This is a genomic window from Paraburkholderia sp. BCC1884, from assembly GCF_900996225.1.
Taxonomy (GTDB): domain Bacteria; phylum Pseudomonadota; class Gammaproteobacteria; order Burkholderiales; family Burkholderiaceae; genus Paraburkholderia.
The window spans coordinates 751,970-769,318 of the sequence record NZ_CAAJGL010000079.1; the positions used below are offsets into that span (position 1 = coordinate 751,970).

Below are 17,349 nucleotides of genomic sequence, written 5' to 3' on the forward strand. Positions count from 1 at the left end.
CGCTCAGAGCGGCATCTGCTCACGACAAACCGACAGCACGAGTTGGCGCAGCCAGCGATGAGCCAACTCGGCTTCCAGCCGGGGATGCCACATCTGCGACACGGTGATGCCCTCGGTCGCCACCGGAAGTTCGAACGCATGCATGGCGACTCCCACCGCGTGGCTTTGCGGTGCAGTCTGACTGCCCAGAACAGAGGCGGGCACCAGCGCGATGAGATCCGAGGTTCGCGCCACGGCCAGCGCAGCCGAAAAACCCGGCACCACGGCCACGATGGTGCGTTCGAGGCCCGAGGCAGCCAGCGCTTCATCCACGGGACCGGTTGCGCGGCCTCGTCGCGAGGCGACCACATGGCCGAACGCCACGTAGCGTTCAGCGCTGACCGGGCCATCGAGCGTCAGCGGATGCCCGCTTCGGACCACACCCACGAAACGGTCGCGGAATAGCGCCTGGATGCGCACTTCGGGACCCATTTCACCCAGCACGCCGATCTCCAGATCCGCCGAACCGTCCCGCAAGTGCGCGGCGGTCTTGGCGAGTTTCGGCGCAAAACGCAAACAAACGCCAGGGGCGACTGCTGTCGCCGCAGCGATCAGCGGCGACGCGAAGACTTCGACGAAACCGTCGTTGGCCCGAATGGTGAAGGTTCGCTGCAAAGTCGGGAGATCGAGTTCCGCCGTGGACGGACGAAGCACCGCGCGTGCTTCCTGCGCCGCATTGCGCGTGCGTTCGCGGATGGCCTCGGCATACGGCGTCAATACCATCTGGCGGCCGGCGCGCACCAGCAAGGGGTCGCCGGTGGCGGCGCGAAGCCGGGTGAGGGTCCGGCTCATGGCGGACTCGCTCAAGCCGAGTCGACGTGCGGCGCCCGCGACACTTGCGCCGGCAAGCAGCGCGTCGAGCGCAATCAGCAGATTCAGGTCGGGTTCGGCCATGTCCGATCGTAACACCGCGCCGTGGGACAAGGCGGCGGGTGCAGGGCATCTATGCATGGCCTGCGCCTGCCGCCCTGTCTCATGTCCGGATATATTGGTTGGACCGACGCGACGTCATTCACCGGAAGCCAGCCAATGCAAACCTCGACTCAACAGAAAACCGTTCTTCTCATCGGCGCATCGCGAGGACTGGGTCTCGCGATGACCGCCGAATACCTCAAGCGCGGCTGGCGCGTGATCGCCACCGGGCGTGCCAATTCGACCGACACGCTGCGCCAGCTGGGCGGCGCGCTCGAAGTCGAAACCGTCGATATCACGCTCGCCGACCAGGTCGCGGCGCTACGTGCGCGGCTCGCGGGTCGACGGATCGATATGCTGTTCGTGAACGCCGGCGTCAAGAACGACGATCGCGAAACCATCGCCGATGTTTCGACCGAGGAATTCATCCGCGTGATGGTGACGAACTCGCTTAGTCCGATGCGGGTCGTCGAGGCGTTCCAGGATCTGGTACCGGCAAGCGGAACGATCGGCGTGATGTCGTCGGGACAGGGCAGCGTGACGAACAACGTCAATGGAAACTACGAGGTGTATCGCGGCAGCAAGGCGGCATTGAATATGTTCATGCGCAGTTTCGCGGCCCGTCACGCCGACGATCCGCGCACGCTCCTGCTGATGGCGCCGGGTTGGGTGCGCACCGACATGGGCGGCCCCGAGGCGCGGCTGACGATCGAGGAGAGCATTCCGAACCTGCTCGATACGATCGAGGCCAATCAAGGGCGGCCGGGACTGCATTACCTCGACTACCTCGGCAGAGTCGTTCCCTGGTAAAAACCAGCGGCGCGTCCCAAAAAAAACCGCCCGTATCCTGCGACGCGAGCGGCTGGTTCTGAACGACTTGCCCGGCATGCCGGGCGGCTTCGTCAGAAGATGTTGCGGATACCCACGGCGACACCGGTCTGGTTGTTGCGGCCCGGATAATCCGCGAGGAACGTGCCCGTGCCACGGGTGAAGTCGACCGTGCCATACACTTCCGTGCGCTTGGACAGCGAGTACTCGGCAAGGATCGTCGCCGAATAGTTGACGCCGACGCCCAGCGTGCCGTCGGCGTTCGCCGAGTTACGCGCGTGGTCGTAGTAGCCGGCGAAGGTCAGCGCCAGCGGCGAGATGACTTGCCACGTCGAGCCGACGTAGAAGCTGTCGTCGATACGGTTCGGGCTCACGCGTGCCAGCGTCGGCGCGCCGGATTGCTGCATGTCGAGGTCGGCCAGACCAGTGTTGTCCTGCGAGTGCAGCCAGCCTGCCAGCAGCTTCAGTTCCGGCGTGAGGGCATAGGCCGCGCTCACGTTGACGATGTTGAACTTCTTGCCCGACACGTCGTTCTGCTGGAAGCCGACGTCGGCCAGCAGGTTGCCGAGCGCGTACTGCACGGTCACGCCGTACATGCTGTTTTCGCCGGTGCTGCCTGCCACGCCACCGAAGCCGTACATGCCTTCCACATGCAGGCCGCCGAACTGGCCGGTGTACTTCGCGGAATTGTTGGTGAACAGGAACGGTCCCACCGGGTTGAAGACGTAGCTGTCTTGCCAGAAGTCACCGACGGTCATCGGGTCGTAGGTGTTGCCCATCACGTCGAAGAACGGCGTTTGTTGGCGACCGAAGGTCAGCGTGCCGTACTGGTTGTTCGACAAACCGACGTAAGCATTACGTTGAAACAGCGTGTTGTTGCTGTTGTCGAACTTGCCCGACCAGAGTTGGAACTGGTTTTCGAGCTTGAAGACCGCCGACGTGCCGCCGCCCAGATCTTCGCTGCCCTTCAAGCCGAAGCGGCTCGGTGTTTCCACGCCTTCACCCATCGACACCTGCGAATCGTTTTTGGCGTTCGCGTTGGTCAGGTAACGAACGCTCGTATCGACGAGGCCGTAGAGGGTGACCGAGCTTTGGGCGAAAGCGGACTGAGCGGAGAGGGCCAGCAGTGCCGCGCCGAGCGCAACGGAAGTCTTCTTCATGAGGGTAGCGATCGTTTTATAGGCCAATGATGCAAAGCGCGCTCATTGGCCGTGTTAGGGGAAACTCTGACGCGCCGATTGTGTCAGGCGTCAACGGTGTGGATGATATTTCCAGAAAATTAAATGCAGTAGTAAATCGCGGGTGATGTCGTCCGGTCGCAACAGCTATTGACGAGGGACTACGCGAGTGCGCAGTGCAGTTGGCGTGCTGTCGATGCGTTGACGCCTTGCTTGTGCACCGCTGTATAGGGAAATCACGATTGACAAGGAGCAGTTGGCGCACGGCGCAATTGAATTTGCTCCTTACAGAAACCCTTTATAAAAACCACAAGAAAATCCAGCGACATGGCGTGCAAAAGCATTCGCCTATTCCTGCGCTGGTTAATGTGATTCAGAAGGCGTTTCTTGTGCCGTGCCGGGTGGCGGCATTGACGCGGAGATCGTCGGGCGATATCCGGGGGGAACACAGGGAGTCGAAGCGAGCAGAGCGAGCTTTGCGCTGCGTGTTCGGGTTGACGCGGCCGATGCGCCGCGCCTGCCACTCATTCGCGTCCCGTCAGACTCAGACGCTGGTGTTGATGAGCGAGCCGACCGACGATCCGGTGGCTGGTGAAGCCGATTGCGAAGCATCGGCCAATGCGCTCAATGCGGTGCTTCTGATATGCGCGTGGTGATGGCCTTTGCTTTCAGTAGCATTACTCGCCGACGTCGATCCCGTCGCTGCCTTCAGGTGCGAGGCAAAGCTCGTTTGGCTGGATTGGGTGGTGGCGCTGTGCCCTGTCAGTTGCGACAGACCGGAACTGATCGCGCTGCCTACGTTGCTGAGTACCGTTGCTGCTAAACCGACTGGAATCATGTCGACGTCCGTTAGTGTGAAGCACACTGAGATATAAGCATCGTCGCACTATACCTTGCTTTTATTTGCGCGGTAATCATTCGTCACAACAATTTAGCTTCTGTAAGCCTCGCTCGATCGGCAAGCCAATTCCGCGCGTCGGGAAACTACGGATAAAAGACCGGGTGGATGGAAAGCATTCAGAAGGGCGCGGCTTTTTATACTGTTCGACATTCAGAGCTTGTCCCAACAGGCGATTCAAGGACGTAAGGAGACTGACCATGCCGCGCTACGCAGGATCGACGACTCGCGCGCTGGCCTGCATGATCGGGTTGTGTCTGGCGCACGCCGGCAGCGCGCAGCCGATCCAGTTGATGACGGGGGGTGACGGCAAGCTGATCTACCTGCCGGCGATCCTTGCCGACCAGCTCGGCTATTTCCGCCGGGAAGGGCTCGAGGTTCGCCTGCTGTCGGCGCCGGCGGGCATCGACACATCGACCGAACTCATCGCGGGCGCGATCGTGGGTGCCTTGGGGTTCTACGATCACACCATCGAGTTGCAAAGCCACGGCATGGACGTGCAATCGGTCGTCGTACTCAACGAGTCGGCAGGACTGGTCGAGCTTGGCCGCCGCGACAGCGGTATGCAATCGATGGCCGATGCGCGCGGACGCCGGCTCGCTGTCACGGGATTCGGCTCGTCGACCTTCTATCTCACACGGTTTCTCGCCGCGCGCGAAGGTGTGGCGGCGGACGCTTACACGCTGGTTCCCGTCGCGACCGGTGCCGCGTTCGAGAAGGCCATCACCGAGCGCAGCGTGGACGCCGGCATGGTCGAGGAACCGACCGCAACGCTCATGATGTCCCGGCTGCCGGTTCAGCCACTCGTCGACATGCGCAGTGTCGCCGACACCCGCACGCAACTCGGCGGCCCTTATGCGGGCGCCTGCCTCTACCTGCGCCGCGAATGGATCGACGCGCACCATGACGAGACCACTCGGCTCGTGCGCGCGATGGTCGATGCGTTGCACTTCATCCAGTCGCATAGCGCTCGCGAGATCGCCGCAGTCGTGCCGGCGTCGCTGAAGGGCGGCGAAGCGTCGATCTACCTGCAGGCGTTGGCGATGACCAGGCCCACGTATTCCGCCACGGGCAAGATGCCGGCGGGCGCGCCATCAACCGTTCTGAGCGTGCTTGCCCATGTCGATCCCGACGTGTCGGCCCGGCACGTCGATATCGCCCGAACCTATACCGACCGTTTCGTCGACGCCGCGCCCGGCGCAGCATCGCGCAACGCCGCGGCGGATTCGCTCTGAGCCCGCGGCACCCAGTTTTTTGCATTCAGGAGACGATCAATGCGAGCTATCCAGATTCATGAATATGGCGGCCCCGAGGTGTTGCGCCGCGTCGACATCGACGTGCCGAGTCCCGGGCCGGACGAGGTCCTGGTGCGCGTGGTCGCGGCCGGCATCAATTTCATGGACGTTCATACGAGGCAGGGCAAGTACCGCGATTCGCGCACGTATCCCGTCCGCATTCCCTGCACGCTCGGCATGGAAGGCGCGGGCGAAGTCGTACAGGTCGGCGCGAATGTCACTTCCTGCCGCAAGGGCGACCGCGTGGCGTGGTGCATCTCGTGGGGCGCTTATGCCGACTATGCCGTGGTCCCCGCCGCGCGAGTCGCGCGATTACCGCCCGACACCGGTTATGACATCGCCGCCGCCGCCATCTTCCAGGGTTCGACGGCGCACTATCTGCTCGAGGACGTCGCCCGAATCGGTCCGGGGATGACCTGCCTCGTGCATGCCGCCTCGGGCGGCATCGGCCAGTTGCTCGTACAACTCGCCAAACGGCGCGGCGCCCAGGTGTTCGCCACCACCAGCACACTCGACAAAGCAGCGACCGCGACAGCGCGCGGCGCGGACCACGTGTTGCTCTACGAGAACGGCGCCTTCGCGGACCGGATTCGCGAATTGACGAACGGCCGGGGCGTCGACGTCGTCTTCGACGCGGTCGGCCGAACGACGCTGCGCGATAGTTTCCGCGCAACCCGGGTCCGCGGGCTGGTGGTCAACTACGGCTCGGTGACCGGTCCGATGCGCGACCTCGATCCCTATGAACTGGGCGAGGCCGGCTCGCTCTTTCTGACGCGGCCACGCCTTGCCGATCACCTTGCCGACGCGGCCACCGTGCAGCGTCGCGCCGACGATGTGTTTGCCGCGATCCGGCAAGGCGCGCTTCGCGTGGAGATCAACGGACGCTACACGCTCGATAACGTCGAGGCCGCTCACGCAGCACTCGAAGAGCGCCGGCAGTCGGGCAAAGCCGTGATGGATATCGGCTAGCCGCGCAACCCTCACGCAAGCGTTTTCCTGTCTGGCCGACGCCGCGCGTCGCGCCGGCGTGAAAACTCGTCCTCACACGAGAAGAGAACATCATGAATCCAGTCATCGACGGTCATCAGGAGAGCAAGTTTCGGACGGTGTTCCGCGTGGTCAGCGGCAACTTCCTCGAAATGTTCGATTTCACCGTCTACGCCTATTACGCGAGTGCGATAGCGCGGACTTTCTTTCCCGCCGACAACGAGTTCGTCTCGTTGCTCCTCGCGTTGTCCGTGTTTGGCGCAGGCTTCATCATGCGACCGATCGGCGCGCTCGTGCTCGGCGCCTACATCGACCGCCACGGCCGTCGCAAGGGGCTCATCCTGTCCCTCGCGCTGATGGCGGTCGGCACCGCGTGCGTGGCCTTCGTGCCAGGCTACGCGAGCATCGGCCTCGTGGCGCCCGTGGTCGTGCTGATCGGTCGCCTGATGCAGGGCTTCTCGGCGGGCGTCGAACTGGGTGGGGTGTCGGTCTATCTCGCCGAGATCGCCACGCCGGGCCGGCGCGGTTTCTTCTGTTCATGGCAGTCGGGCAGCCAGCAGGTCGCGGTGATTTTTGCCGCGTCGCTCGGCGTGCTGCTCAACCAGTTTTTACCGGCGGACCAGATCAGCGCATGGGGATGGCGTGTGCCGTTCATCATCGGCTGTCTGATCGTGCCGTTCCTGCTGGTGATTCGCCGCACCTTGCGCGAGACCGACGAATTCGCGGCGCGCAAACATCATCCGCGTATCGGCGAGATCATGAAGTCGATGATCGACAACGCCGGCCTCATCCTCGCGGGGATGGGCCTCGTGATCATGACGACGGTGTCGTTCTATCTGATCACCACCTACACGCCGACCTTCGGCAAGTCGGTCCTGCATCTGTCGTCGCTCGACTCGCTGCTCGTGACGGTTTGCGTGGGCGTCTCGAACCTGATCTGGCTGCCGGTTTCCGGCGCGATTTCCGATCGCGTCGGGCGCCGCCCGATCCTGCTGTTGTTCACCGTGTTGACCATGCTGACGGCATATCCGGCGATGCAGTGGCTCGTCGCGTCGCCGTCGTTCGAACGGCTCCTGCTGGTGCAGTTGTGGCTTTCGCTGCTGTATGCGTGGTACAACGGCGCCATGGTCGTGGCCCTCACGGAGTTGATGCCGGCGCATGTCCGCACGACGGGTTTCTCGATGGCCTATAGTCTGGCCACCCTGGTCGGCGGATTTACACCGGCTATTTCCACGTCGCTGATTCACTTCACGGGCAACAAGGCGGCGCCCGGTGCGTGGATGGGCGTGGCGGCATTGTGCGGCACCGTCGCGACCCTCGTGCTATACCGCTCACGACATGCCCGTAACGCCTATAAGACTGCCTAGCGCTGTGATCCCATGAAACTTCTGCTCGTCGAAGACAATCGGCAACTTGCCCACTGGCTCGCGAAGACACTGACCGACGAGGGTTTCGTCGTCGATCATCAACTCGACGGCGAGGGGGCCGAAGCGTCGCTGCGCGTCGCGCGCTACGACGTGGTGCTGCTCGATCTGAATCTGCCGGGCATGTCGGGCAAGACGCTCCTGCGACGCATGCGCGACGACGCGAACGGCACGCCGGTGCTGGTGCTGACCGCGACGGGCGATATCGGCGAGAAGGTCGTCTGCCTCGGCGCCGGCGCCGACGACTACATCGTCAAGCCGTTCGACGATCGTGAACTGGTGGCGCGCATTCGGGCGCTGGCGCGGCGGCACGCGCCCGTGCGCTCGAATCGCATCCGCTGCGGAACGCTGCTCTACGACATGGATCGCCGCCAGTTCTTTATCGACGACGATCCCGTCACCCTCACGCCGCGCGAACACGCGGTGCTCGAAGCGCTCATCCTCCAGGCCGGGCGGACGGTGTCGAAAGCCGCGATCGCCGACACGGTGAACGGTCTGGATGCACCGCCTAGCGGCGACGCGATCGAAATCTATATCTCCCGGCTCAGAAAAAAGATCGAGTCGAGTACGGCATCGATCATTACGCTGCGCGGACTCGGCTATCTGCTCGATCATGAAGAGCCGCAACCGTAGCCTGCGGGCAGGGCTGTTGCTCTGGGTGCTGATTCCGATGACCGCCTTCGGCCTCATCGCCGCATGGCTCACTCATGCGAATGCACGGCACACCGCCAACCTGCTGCAGGATTCGGCGTTGCTGGCCACCGCCCGCGTCATGGCGGCGGACGTGCAGTGGAACGGCGACAACCTCGTCGCCTCGATCTCGCCGGGCATGATCCAGATCGTGGGGACAGACGAAGGCGATCAGGTGTTCTATCGCATCGAAATCGCCGGCGGACCGGTCATCGCCGGGACCTCGGCTTTTCCGCAGACCCATGCCGACCGTTCGCCGCGCTGGTTCGACGCCACCGTGTCGGATCTGCCGATTCGCGCGGTGTCGCTCACGCGCCCGATGTACGACGATGGCAAAACCATCGACCTGGTGGTGTCGGTCGGACGAACACAGATTTCCCGTGACGCGCTGGTGGCGTCGCTGTGGGGACCGCAACTCGCCTATATTCTCGGCAGCATCGCGGTCGCCATGTTGCTGATCTACGCAGGGCTGACGCTGGAATTGCGGCCCCTATCGAGACTCGCCGACAGTCTTGCCGCGCATCCTCCGCGCAGCCGGGCACGCATCGATCCGATCGGTCTGCACGCCGAACTCCATCCGCTGGTCGCCGCGTTCAACGCGTGCCTCGACGTGATCGAGCGGCAGAGCGTGACGCAGCGCCGGTTCATCGCCGACGCCGCGCATCAGATACGCACGCCGCTGACCTTGCTCGGCACGCAACTGCAGTATGCACGTCGGCAGCATAGCCTCGACGAGGTGCGCGAAACGCTGCTCGCGATGCATCACAGCAACCGCGCCATGGTCTCGCTGATCAATCAGCTTCTCATGCTGGCGCAAGCGGAAGCGGCCGGTTATACGGCGCTGGAAAAACAACCCGTCGATCTGCGGGCAGTGATTGCGCAGGCTGTCGAGAAACTCGCACTGGTCGCGCAACGGCGCAATATCGAACTCACCGTCTCGTTCGACGGAGCGTTGGTCGTGGGCGGCAGCGAGCCGCTGCTGGCCGCGGTGCTTTCCAATCTCGTCGACAATGCCATCCGCTATGCGCCGCAAGGCACGCGTGTCGGCGTCGAGGCGAAGCACGCGGGAACGGCCGTGCAGATCGATGTAATCGACGAAGGACCCGGCGTGCCCGCGGAACTGCGCGAGCGCGTGTTCGAACCGTTCTTCCGGGCTTCGACCGAGGAAGGCAGCGGGCTAGGACTCGCCATCGCAAGGGAAATCGTGTGGGCCCACGGCGGATCGATTCATCTGCTCGACGCACCTGCGGGCGTGGGAATGGTCGTCAACGTGGTGCTTCCGTCCCACGTCGTCGGCAGCATTGCCGGCCGCTGATTCGCTTCATTCCTGCCGCAGCGTCTGTGCGACCAATGAACGGAACCAGCGATGCCCCGCATCGCTGTGATAGCGGGCGTGCCAGAATTGCTGCACGATCAGGTCGGGTAGCCGGATCGGCAGGGGAAAGACATCGACGTCCGCAAGACGCGAAAACAGCTCGGCCAGTTCGTCAGGCACTGCGGCGATAAAGTCCGAGTTCGCCACGAGACTCGGCACGGCGAGCAGATAGGGCACCTCCACGCCAACCTTCAAGCGCGCGCCATGCAGCCGCATTTCCTTCTCCAGCAGTTGATTGGTCAGCGCCAGCGTGCCGGCCACCACATGCTTTTTCTCGATGAAGGTCTCCACCGACATACGCAATTTCCTGCGCGTCGTGCCGCCCTTGATGATGCCGACCAACGAGCGTCGAAACAGCGCCTGTTGATGCAGATTGTCGCCCAGCTTGCCGAGGTAGCCGATCGCGAGATCGACCGCGCCGTCCTGGAGCGCGCTTGCTAACTCGAGCGACGGCACCTGAATCGGCTTGAGCGTGGCGAACGGCGCGCGTTCACGGACGGCGGCCAGCAGGCGAGGCAATAGCACGATCACCCCCATGTCGCTCAGGCAGACCGAGAACGTGCGCGTGGTGGTCGCGGCGTCGAATGATCTGGCGCTCCAGATTTCCTGCTGGACCAGCGCCAGCACCTTGTCGACACCTTCGATCAACTGTTCACCGATCGGCGTGGGCGCCATCACCGGGCCGGCCCGCACGAACAGATCGTCCTGAAACAGTGTCCGGAGTTTCCCTAATGCGTGACTCACCGCGGGCTGGGTGAGACCGAGTCGATCGGCTGCCCGCGACACGCTGCGTTCCTCGCCCAGCGCCTGAAGGACGTAGAGGAAGTTCAGATCCGGCATCGGCATGTATGCACCAGATTCATAATGGATATGAAATTCATTGTATAGATTTATAGTCGCGCCGCGTTTAACTTCGCATCCAGAGTCGATTAGAAAAAAGTCTGGAGACAAAACGTGGTGGATTGCGACGTAATCATCGTAGGCGGCGGCCCGGTCGGTCTGTTTCTCGCGGCCGAACTGGGACAGCGCGGCATCAGTGTCGAAGTATTCGACGCCAAACCCGGCACGAGCACGCATCCGGCGGCCAATGCGAACAGCGCGCGCACGATGGAACATTTCCGGCGGATCGGCATTGCGGCGACCGTCCGTTCGCTCGGTTTGCCGCGCGACTATGCGCCGGATGTCGCCTATTTCACATCCATTGCCGGGCATGAGCTGGCGCGCCTTGCGCAACCCGCCTCGGGTGACGCGGTGGCGTGGGCGAAAGCGCATGCGTTCACCTGGGCAACGCCGGAGCCGCCGCATCGCTGCTCGCAACTCTATGTCGAGCCCGTGTTGCTCGACGCGGCACGCCGCCACGCGAATTGCAGCGTTCACTTCGGCGCGCGGGTGCTGGGGTTCACACAAAGCGGCGAGGGCGTGAGCGCCACTGTCGAGCTCGACGCCACCGCGGATCGCACGGCGCAAACGCGCACGGTGAAGGCGCGCTATCTGGTCGGTTGCGACGGACCGCGCAGCATGGTGCGCAAATCCCTGGGCGTGGCTTACGAAGGCATGGCGGGTGAAAAACGCGACTTCATGGGCGGCCAGATGGACGCCGTGTATTTCTACGCGCCGGACATCTATCGTGTGAGTCCGCATGCACCGGCCTGGCAGTACTGGACCTTCAGTGCGAAGCAACGCGCGCTGGTCATCGCCGTGGATGGCGAGGGCCACTTCATCATGAACGTGCAGACGCGCGACGGCGAGTCGCCGGACGAGGCCGACTTCAAGCGGCGGATCGCCGAAGCGATCGGCGCCGACATCCCGTTCGAAGTGAAGAGCAGTTCGCGGTGGACGGCCGGTTTCTCGCTGGTCGCCGAGAAGTTTTCGGTGGGACGCGTCTTTCTCGCGGGCGACTCCGCGCATCTGTTCACGCCCACTGGCGGCCTCGGCTACAACACCGGCATCGACGACGCGGCGAACCTCGCGTGGAAACTCGAAGCGCTGGTCAAGGGCATGGCGGGCGAGGCGCTCGGCGCGAGTTACGACGCCGAGCGGCGCCCGGCGGCGTTGCGCAACACCGCTTTCGCCCGGGGTTTTGCCGACAGCATCGGCCATCTGCAGGTGCCTGTCGCCGCTTACGGGACCGATGCCGCCGGTGCCGCGGCGCGCGCCGCAGTCGGCGACTATCTGAAGTTTCACGCGACCGCCGAGTTCGTGATTCCAGGCGTGCACCTCGGCACGCGTTACGAGTCCTCGCCGCTGCATCACGCGGAGCCGGGTGCCGCTGCGCCGGACACCGCAAATCTCTACGTACCCTGCGCGCGGCCAGGACATCGGGCGCCACACGCCTGGCTCGCAGATGGCGTGTCTCTATTCGACACATTCGGCCAGGGCTTCACGCTGCTGTGCATCGGCGAAGCCGGCGTCGACGTGGAACGCGACGACGCTTATCAGCGGGCCGCGGCGGCACTGCCTGGCTTGACGCTCGCGCGGACCGGCGAGGGGTCGGTGGCCGCGCTTTACAAAGCGGCATTTGTCCTGATCCGGCCCGACCAGCATGTTGCCTGGCGGGGCAACGCGCTGAACGTCGAATTCGATGCCGCCGTGCAGCGCACGCTTGGGCATCGCGTGGAAGAAGAGGGCGCGTTGCCGTGGCAGGCGCATCCGTCGGCCGCCTGAGCACGCAGGTTTTCATCGCTACAACACGTTGTCGGGCAACAGCGTCCCGGACAGACCCGGCGACCTGCAAACAGAAATAGTTTCGCACGCAAGCGAACCCACCCTTTGGAGACAGGTAATGCATGTTCAGGCCATCACGCCGCAGCGCGTCGCGGACGGCAAAAAGACGTCCGCACTACAGATCCTCACGCTGTTTCTCTGCTTCATGGTCGTCGCTGCAGACGGCTTCGACGTGGCGTCGGTGGGATACGTCGCGCCTTTGTTGAAGCAGACGTGGGCACTCAGTCCCGCGCAACTCGGGCCGATCTTCGGCGCCGGTTTGTTCGGCCTCACGATCGGCAGCTTTCTGTTCGGACCGCTCGCGGACCGCATCGGGCGCAAGCGCGTCATCACGATCTCGCTGGTGTTGTTCGGGCTGGGCAGCTTTGCCTGTGCGTACGCACCGTCGCCGCTCTGGCTGGTCGTATTGCGTTTCGCCACCGGTGCGGGTCTGGGCGGTGCGATGCCCAACGCGATCACGTTGTCGTCCGAGTTCAGTCCGGCTCGCAGCCGCGCATTGTTCGTCACGTTGATGTTCTGCGGCTTCACGCTCGGCCTCGCGTTCGGCGGCGCGGTTGCCGCGTTGCTGATCCCGCGCTTCGGCTGGCAAGGCGTATTCGTGTTCGGTGGCGTGTTTCCGCTGGTGCTGACACCCATCGTCTGGATCTGGATGCCGGAGTCGCTGCGCTTCATGGCGCGCAAGCCGCGCTATCAGGCGGAAGTGCGTCGCGTGATGAAACGGCTGACCGGTGACGCGAACACGCCCATCGACGAGATCGTGGCCGAACCGGCGCAGCCCGGCGCGGTGCGCGAAACGGCGGTCGGCACGCTGTTCAACCAGCGTTACCGCGCAGGCACGCTGCTTCTGTGGCTCGCGTTTTTCTGCACGCTGTGGGTGTACTACCAGGTCAGCAGCTGGCTGCCGACGGTGATCACCGGCGCGGGCATCGATGCCTCTCACGCAGCCCGCGTCGGCGCGATGATGCCGCTTGGCGGCACGATTGGATCGCTCCTCAATGCCCGTCTGATGGACCGCCTCAATCCGTTCTTCGTGCTGGCCGGCTCCTATGCCATCGCGGCTGTTTCGACGGCGCTGATCGGTTTCTCGATCCACGAACCGATGTGGGTCTACGTGTCGGTGTTCATGGCGGGGTTCGGCCTGTCCGGCGCACAGACCGCCGCCAACGTGCTGGTCGCCGGTTTCTATACGACGGCGGCGCGCGCCACTGGCGTGAGCTGGGCACTCGGGGTCGGACGCATCGGCTCGATTATCGGATCGATGACGGGTGGCATTCTGCTGGTCGCGTTTCACCGCGTCGAGGTCGCCTTCGCCCTTTTTGCCGCGCCGATGGTGATTGCCGGCATCGCGATGCTCGTGACGGGCTGGCTGTATCGCGGCGGCACGGCCGCCGCAGCATGAGCGCTCAAGCCTGACGCCAGGGCGATGCCCTGCGCCCAGGCGGCGCCATAAAACGACAACACAAAACGACAACACAAAACGACATAGAGGTAGGAGACATGAAGCATAAAGCCATTGCGGCGGCGGCCGCTCTCATCGTGAGCGGTTCCGCATTCGCGCAAAGCAGCGTCACCCTGTACGGGATTCTCGACACCGGCATCGAACTCGTTACACATGCCGATGCGGCCGGCGACAAGCTGGTGCGCATGCCGGGTATCACCGGTTCGATGCCGTCGCGCTGGGGGCTGCGTGGCAAGGAAGAGCTGGGCGGCGGACTCGCCGCGATGTTCACTCTCGAAGACGGTTTCAACGTCCGCTCCGGCGACTCCAACCAGGGTGGCCGGTTGTTCGGGCGGCAGGCGTGGGTCGGGCTGTCGAGTCCCTACGGCGCGCTGACGTTCGGGCGTCAGTACACCATGACGTTCTGGGCGATTGCGGATTCAGACGCACTGGGTCCGGACATCTACGGCGGCGTCGGTTCGATCGACGCTTACATCCCGAACTCGCGCAGCGACAACACGATCGCGTACAAGGCCACGTTCGCGGGCGTGACGGCGGGCGCGACCTATTCGTTCGGACGCGACGCGGCCGGCACCGGCAATTCGCCGGGGCAGGGCACCTGCGCGGGTTCGATTCCGGGTAACGCGCAAGCGTGCCGTCAGTGGTCGGCGATGCTGCGCTACGACGCCAGCGTGTTCGGTGTGGCGGCGTCGTACGACGAACAGCGCGGCGGCCCAGGCGCGGCCGCCAATTTCTTCAACGGTGCTGCGCCGATCGCCCTGACGAGCAGCGGCGATAAGGATGCCCGCACGCAACTGAACGGCTACTTCAAGCTGGGTCAACTGAAAGTGGGCGGCGGCTGGCTGGGTCGATGGGTCGACACCGCGGCGCCTGCGCTGCCGAATGTGCGCAGCAATATCTACTACGTGAGCGCGACGTATTTCGTGACCCCGGCGGTGATCGTCGACGGCGGCGTGTATCGCACCATCGATCAGCAACAGGACACGCGTGCCACGCTGGCCGCGCTGCGTGGCACGTATCTGCTGTCGAAGCGCACGGGCGTCTATCTGCAGAGCGGCTACCTGTTCAATAGCGCCAAAGCGCGTTACACGCTCAGCCAGGGCGGACCTGGAACGACGCCCGCTGCGGGTATCGGTCAGCTAGGCGTGATGGCGGGCATCCGTCATTCGTTTTAACGCGTGTCAGGAGACATCACGTGGTGAACAAAAATACGCTTTATACAGCGGCTTTGCTGACTGGCATGCTTGCCCTGCTGGCCGCATGCGGCGGTACGAATTCGGCGCTTGCACCCAATCCGGATCTGTCGGCGAATCAGGCGCAGGTGCAAGCCGGTGTGCTCACCGGCAACCCGCCGGATGCTGCCGGCATTATCAGTTTCAAAGGTGTTCCTTACGCGAGCGCGCCGGTCGGCACGCTGCGCTGGCAAGCGCCGCAAGCGGTCGCCGCATGGAGCGGCAACAAAAGCGCCACGCAATACGGGCATACATGCTGGCAAGGCACCGCATTCGGACCCGTCGACAACAGTCAGGCGAGTGAGGACTGTCTGTTTCTGAATGTCTGGACCGGCGCGAAATCGTCGCAGGAGCGACGCCCCGTCATGGTCTGGCTGCACGGCGGCGGCTTCCAGTTCGGAACCTCGGGCGACCCGCGCTGGGAGGGCGGCAATCTCGCGAAAAAGGGCGTGGTGGTGGTGACCTTGAATTACCGGCTCGGTGTGTTCGGCTTTCTGGCGCGCACCGATCTCGACGCCGAATCGGGCGGCAAATCCTCGGGTATGTATGGCCTGCTCGATCAGATCGCGGCGCTTCAATGGGTCAAAAACAATGTCGCGGCATTTGGCGGCGATCCCGGCAATGTCACCGTGTTCGGCGAATCGGCGGGGGCTCATGCAGTCGGGATGCTGCTGTCGTCGCCTTTGACGAAAGGACTCTTTCAGAAGGCGATTGCCGAAAGCGGGGCATTCTGGGAAACGCCCAAAGGCGTGATGGTCTCGCACACGGCGGCGTCCCAGCTGGGGACTCGGCTCGGCGCGACGGCGGGCGCGTCTTCGCTCGCCGACCTGCGCGGGCTCTCCGCGTCGCAGTTGATGAGTGACCCGACTGAAGCTGCGTACAGTCCGAGTGTCGACGGATACGTATTGCCGACCGATCCCTATCAGCGATTTGCCGCGGGCTTGCAAAACGACGTGCCGCTGCTCGAAGGTCAGAACGCCGACGAAGGCACCATCTTCGCCGCGACCGCCGGCATTCCGGGCGACACCAGGGAGCATTTCATTGCCGCCGCAACCTCGGCGTTTGGCACCGGCAACATCGGCACGTTCCTGCAGTTCTATCCGGCAGCGAGCGACGCTCAGGCGCAGCAGTCCGAAGTCACTCTGGCGGGCGACCTCATCATTGCGTCTCAAACCTGGGAGATGGCGAACCTGCAGATGAAGACCGGCAAATCGCCCGTCTATTCCTATTACTTCAGCCAGACCTCACCCTATAACCCGCTGCCGATTCACGTGTCGGAAGTGCCCTACGTGTTCCAGAACCTGGTGGCGAACGGCCATGGTGCGCCGAACGCGAGCGACCTCGCCCTGGCCGACGCGATGTCCTCTTACTGGACGAACTTCGCGAAGACCGGCAACCCGAACGGCGTCGCTCTGCCGAATTGGCCGGCCTATGCCGGAGCGGGCAGCCAGGTGATGGGACTGGCGACGCCGTTGCAGGCCGAGCCCGAGTTGTCGACGGCACGTTTCCAGTTCCTGAACCGCTTCAGGAGCCCGGGAAGTCTCGGCTTCTCTTTCTAGTTCGGGCGTCAGGCGTCTGCCTGACTTGTCGTTTTCAGGCGGTCGAGAACGGGAAACAGATCGTCGGGCTCGGGACGTTGGGTGTAGTCGGCGTTGGCCTGCGCATAGGCAATCACGCCGTCCTGGCCGATCACGTAGCGAGCGGGAATAGGCAGCGTCCAGCTGTCTTCGCCGTTGAAGATGGACAGCGGGCCGCCGAGGTTCCGGTGAACCTCGCGACGGCTTCTTGGCTGCTGGATCTTCGGCGGCCGCTGCCGGCGCGGAATCCACAGCCCGGCCTCGGTCATCAGGTGACGCACCGTTTCCCTGGACAGCACCAGCCCGTGACATTCGCGCAGCTTCTCGCAGGCCAGCGTCCGACCAAAATCCGCGTAGCAGTCCCGGATCAGGTTCAACGTCCGTTCAGCCACGCCATCGGCCAGTTGATAGTTGCTGGGATGCCCACGATGCCGCGACAGCAGCCCGGACGACCGTCAGCCGCCGCTGGACGACCGCTTCGATGATCTTCACGCGCTCGAGCTCGTGCATGCTGATCGTGATGAATCCACGTCCGTTCATGGTCTGGCTCCGGGCCGGCTGGAATACCGCAGCATGCGCCACAGCCGCCGGCCCGGAGCCGGGAACCGGACATTACTTATATGGTCGCCTCCCATTTGCAAGGTGATTGTTCGTAGCGAGAAGGGTGGTTGCGGACTTATATTCGGACTCGATCGCGGGCATGCCCGCCGGCCCCGATGGATTTCGCCGCA

At 63.8% G+C, this 17,349-nt stretch carries 16 protein-coding genes; 11 read left to right on the plus strand and 5 right to left on the minus strand.

The window, feature by feature from the left end; genetic code table 11:
* Positions 1 to 3: 3 nt before the first annotated feature.
* Complete coding sequence (locus FQ705_RS18720; RefSeq protein ID WP_144143518.1) at positions 4 to 933, minus strand: LysR family transcriptional regulator; 930 nt, start codon at positions 931 to 933, stop codon at positions 4 to 6.
* A gap of 135 nt (positions 934 to 1,068) precedes the next feature.
* On the opposite strand from FQ705_RS18720, the gene FQ705_RS18725 reads away from it, so the two are divergent.
* Complete coding sequence (locus FQ705_RS18725; RefSeq protein ID WP_144143519.1) at positions 1,069 to 1,761, plus strand: SDR family NAD(P)-dependent oxidoreductase; 693 nt, start codon at positions 1,069 to 1,071, stop codon at positions 1,759 to 1,761.
* A gap of 92 nt (positions 1,762 to 1,853) precedes the next feature.
* Here the strand turns inward: FQ705_RS18725 and FQ705_RS18730 are convergent, their stop codons facing one another.
* A complete protein-coding gene (locus FQ705_RS18730) occupies positions 1,854 to 2,939 on the minus strand; it encodes a porin (RefSeq protein WP_144143520.1) in 1,086 nt (361 codons plus the stop codon).
* Between the two features lie 260 nt (positions 2,940 to 3,199).
* Between FQ705_RS18730 and FQ705_RS18735 the strand changes: the two genes are divergently transcribed.
* The 6 genes from FQ705_RS18735 to FQ705_RS18760 all read left to right on the plus strand — a co-directional run bounded on the left by FQ705_RS18735 (position 3,200) and on the right by FQ705_RS18760 (position 9,566).
* Positions 3,200 to 3,613, plus strand: coding sequence for a hypothetical protein (locus FQ705_RS18735; protein WP_144143521.1), 414 nt, complete (start codon positions 3,200 to 3,202; stop codon positions 3,611 to 3,613).
* Between the two features lie 442 nt (positions 3,614 to 4,055).
* Positions 4,056 to 5,090: an ABC transporter substrate-binding protein gene (locus tag FQ705_RS18740; protein ID WP_144143522.1), complete on the plus strand. Its 1,035-nt coding sequence runs from the start codon at positions 4,056 to 4,058 to the stop codon at positions 5,088 to 5,090.
* 39 nt (positions 5,091 to 5,129) lie between these two features.
* The gene (locus FQ705_RS18745; protein ID WP_144143523.1) at positions 5,130 to 6,119 is read left to right on the plus strand and encodes a quinone oxidoreductase family protein; all 990 of its coding nucleotides are present in this window, start codon (positions 5,130 to 5,132) and stop codon (positions 6,117 to 6,119) included.
* 92 nt (positions 6,120 to 6,211) lie between these two features.
* Positions 6,212 to 7,504, plus strand: coding sequence for an MFS transporter (locus FQ705_RS18750; RefSeq protein WP_144143524.1), 1,293 nt, complete (start codon positions 6,212 to 6,214; stop codon positions 7,502 to 7,504).
* A gap of 12 nt (positions 7,505 to 7,516) precedes the next feature.
* Positions 7,517 to 8,194, plus strand: a complete 678-nt coding sequence (locus FQ705_RS18755) for a response regulator transcription factor (RefSeq protein ID WP_144143525.1) — start codon at positions 7,517 to 7,519, stop codon at positions 8,192 to 8,194.
* Positions 8,175 to 9,566, plus strand: a complete 1,392-nt coding sequence (locus tag FQ705_RS18760; RefSeq protein ID WP_144143526.1) for a sensor histidine kinase — start codon at positions 8,175 to 8,177, stop codon at positions 9,564 to 9,566. Before FQ705_RS18755 ends, FQ705_RS18760 begins: the two co-directional genes overlap by 20 nt.
* A gap of 6 nt (positions 9,567 to 9,572) precedes the next feature.
* Here the strand turns inward: FQ705_RS18760 and FQ705_RS18765 are convergent, their stop codons facing one another.
* Positions 9,573 to 10,472, minus strand: coding sequence for a LysR family transcriptional regulator (locus tag FQ705_RS18765; protein WP_144143527.1), 900 nt, complete (start codon positions 10,470 to 10,472; stop codon positions 9,573 to 9,575).
* A gap of 111 nt (positions 10,473 to 10,583) precedes the next feature.
* On the opposite strand from FQ705_RS18765, the gene FQ705_RS18770 reads away from it, so the two are divergent.
* The 4 genes from FQ705_RS18770 to FQ705_RS18785 all read left to right on the plus strand — a co-directional run bounded on the left by FQ705_RS18770 (position 10,584) and on the right by FQ705_RS18785 (position 16,600).
* On the plus strand, positions 10,584 to 12,290 hold the full coding sequence (locus FQ705_RS18770) for an FAD-dependent monooxygenase (protein ID WP_186307895.1): 1,707 nt from the start codon (positions 10,584 to 10,586) through the stop codon (positions 12,288 to 12,290).
* Between the two features lie 118 nt (positions 12,291 to 12,408).
* On the plus strand, positions 12,409 to 13,749 hold the full coding sequence (locus FQ705_RS18775; RefSeq protein ID WP_144143529.1) for an MFS transporter: 1,341 nt from the start codon (positions 12,409 to 12,411) through the stop codon (positions 13,747 to 13,749).
* Between the two features lie 98 nt (positions 13,750 to 13,847).
* Positions 13,848 to 14,984 (plus strand): porin, encoded by a 1,137-nt coding sequence (locus FQ705_RS18780; protein ID WP_144143530.1) that lies wholly within the window; start codon positions 13,848 to 13,850, stop codon positions 14,982 to 14,984.
* A gap of 20 nt (positions 14,985 to 15,004) precedes the next feature.
* The gene (locus tag FQ705_RS18785) at positions 15,005 to 16,600 is read left to right on the plus strand and encodes a carboxylesterase/lipase family protein (RefSeq protein WP_222105659.1); all 1,596 of its coding nucleotides are present in this window, start codon (positions 15,005 to 15,007) and stop codon (positions 16,598 to 16,600) included.
* A gap of 8 nt (positions 16,601 to 16,608) precedes the next feature.
* On the opposite strand, the gene FQ705_RS34985 is transcribed toward FQ705_RS18785, so the two are convergent.
* Both FQ705_RS34985 and FQ705_RS34990 read right to left on the minus strand, forming a co-directional pair.
* On the minus strand, positions 16,609 to 16,995 hold the full coding sequence (locus tag FQ705_RS34985) for a hypothetical protein (protein WP_186307896.1): 387 nt from the start codon (positions 16,993 to 16,995) through the stop codon (positions 16,609 to 16,611).
* 7 nt (positions 16,996 to 17,002) lie between these two features.
* On the minus strand, positions 17,003 to 17,158 hold the full coding sequence (locus FQ705_RS34990; protein ID WP_186307897.1) for a hypothetical protein: 156 nt from the start codon (positions 17,156 to 17,158) through the stop codon (positions 17,003 to 17,005).
* Positions 17,159 to 17,349 lie beyond the last annotated feature (191 nt).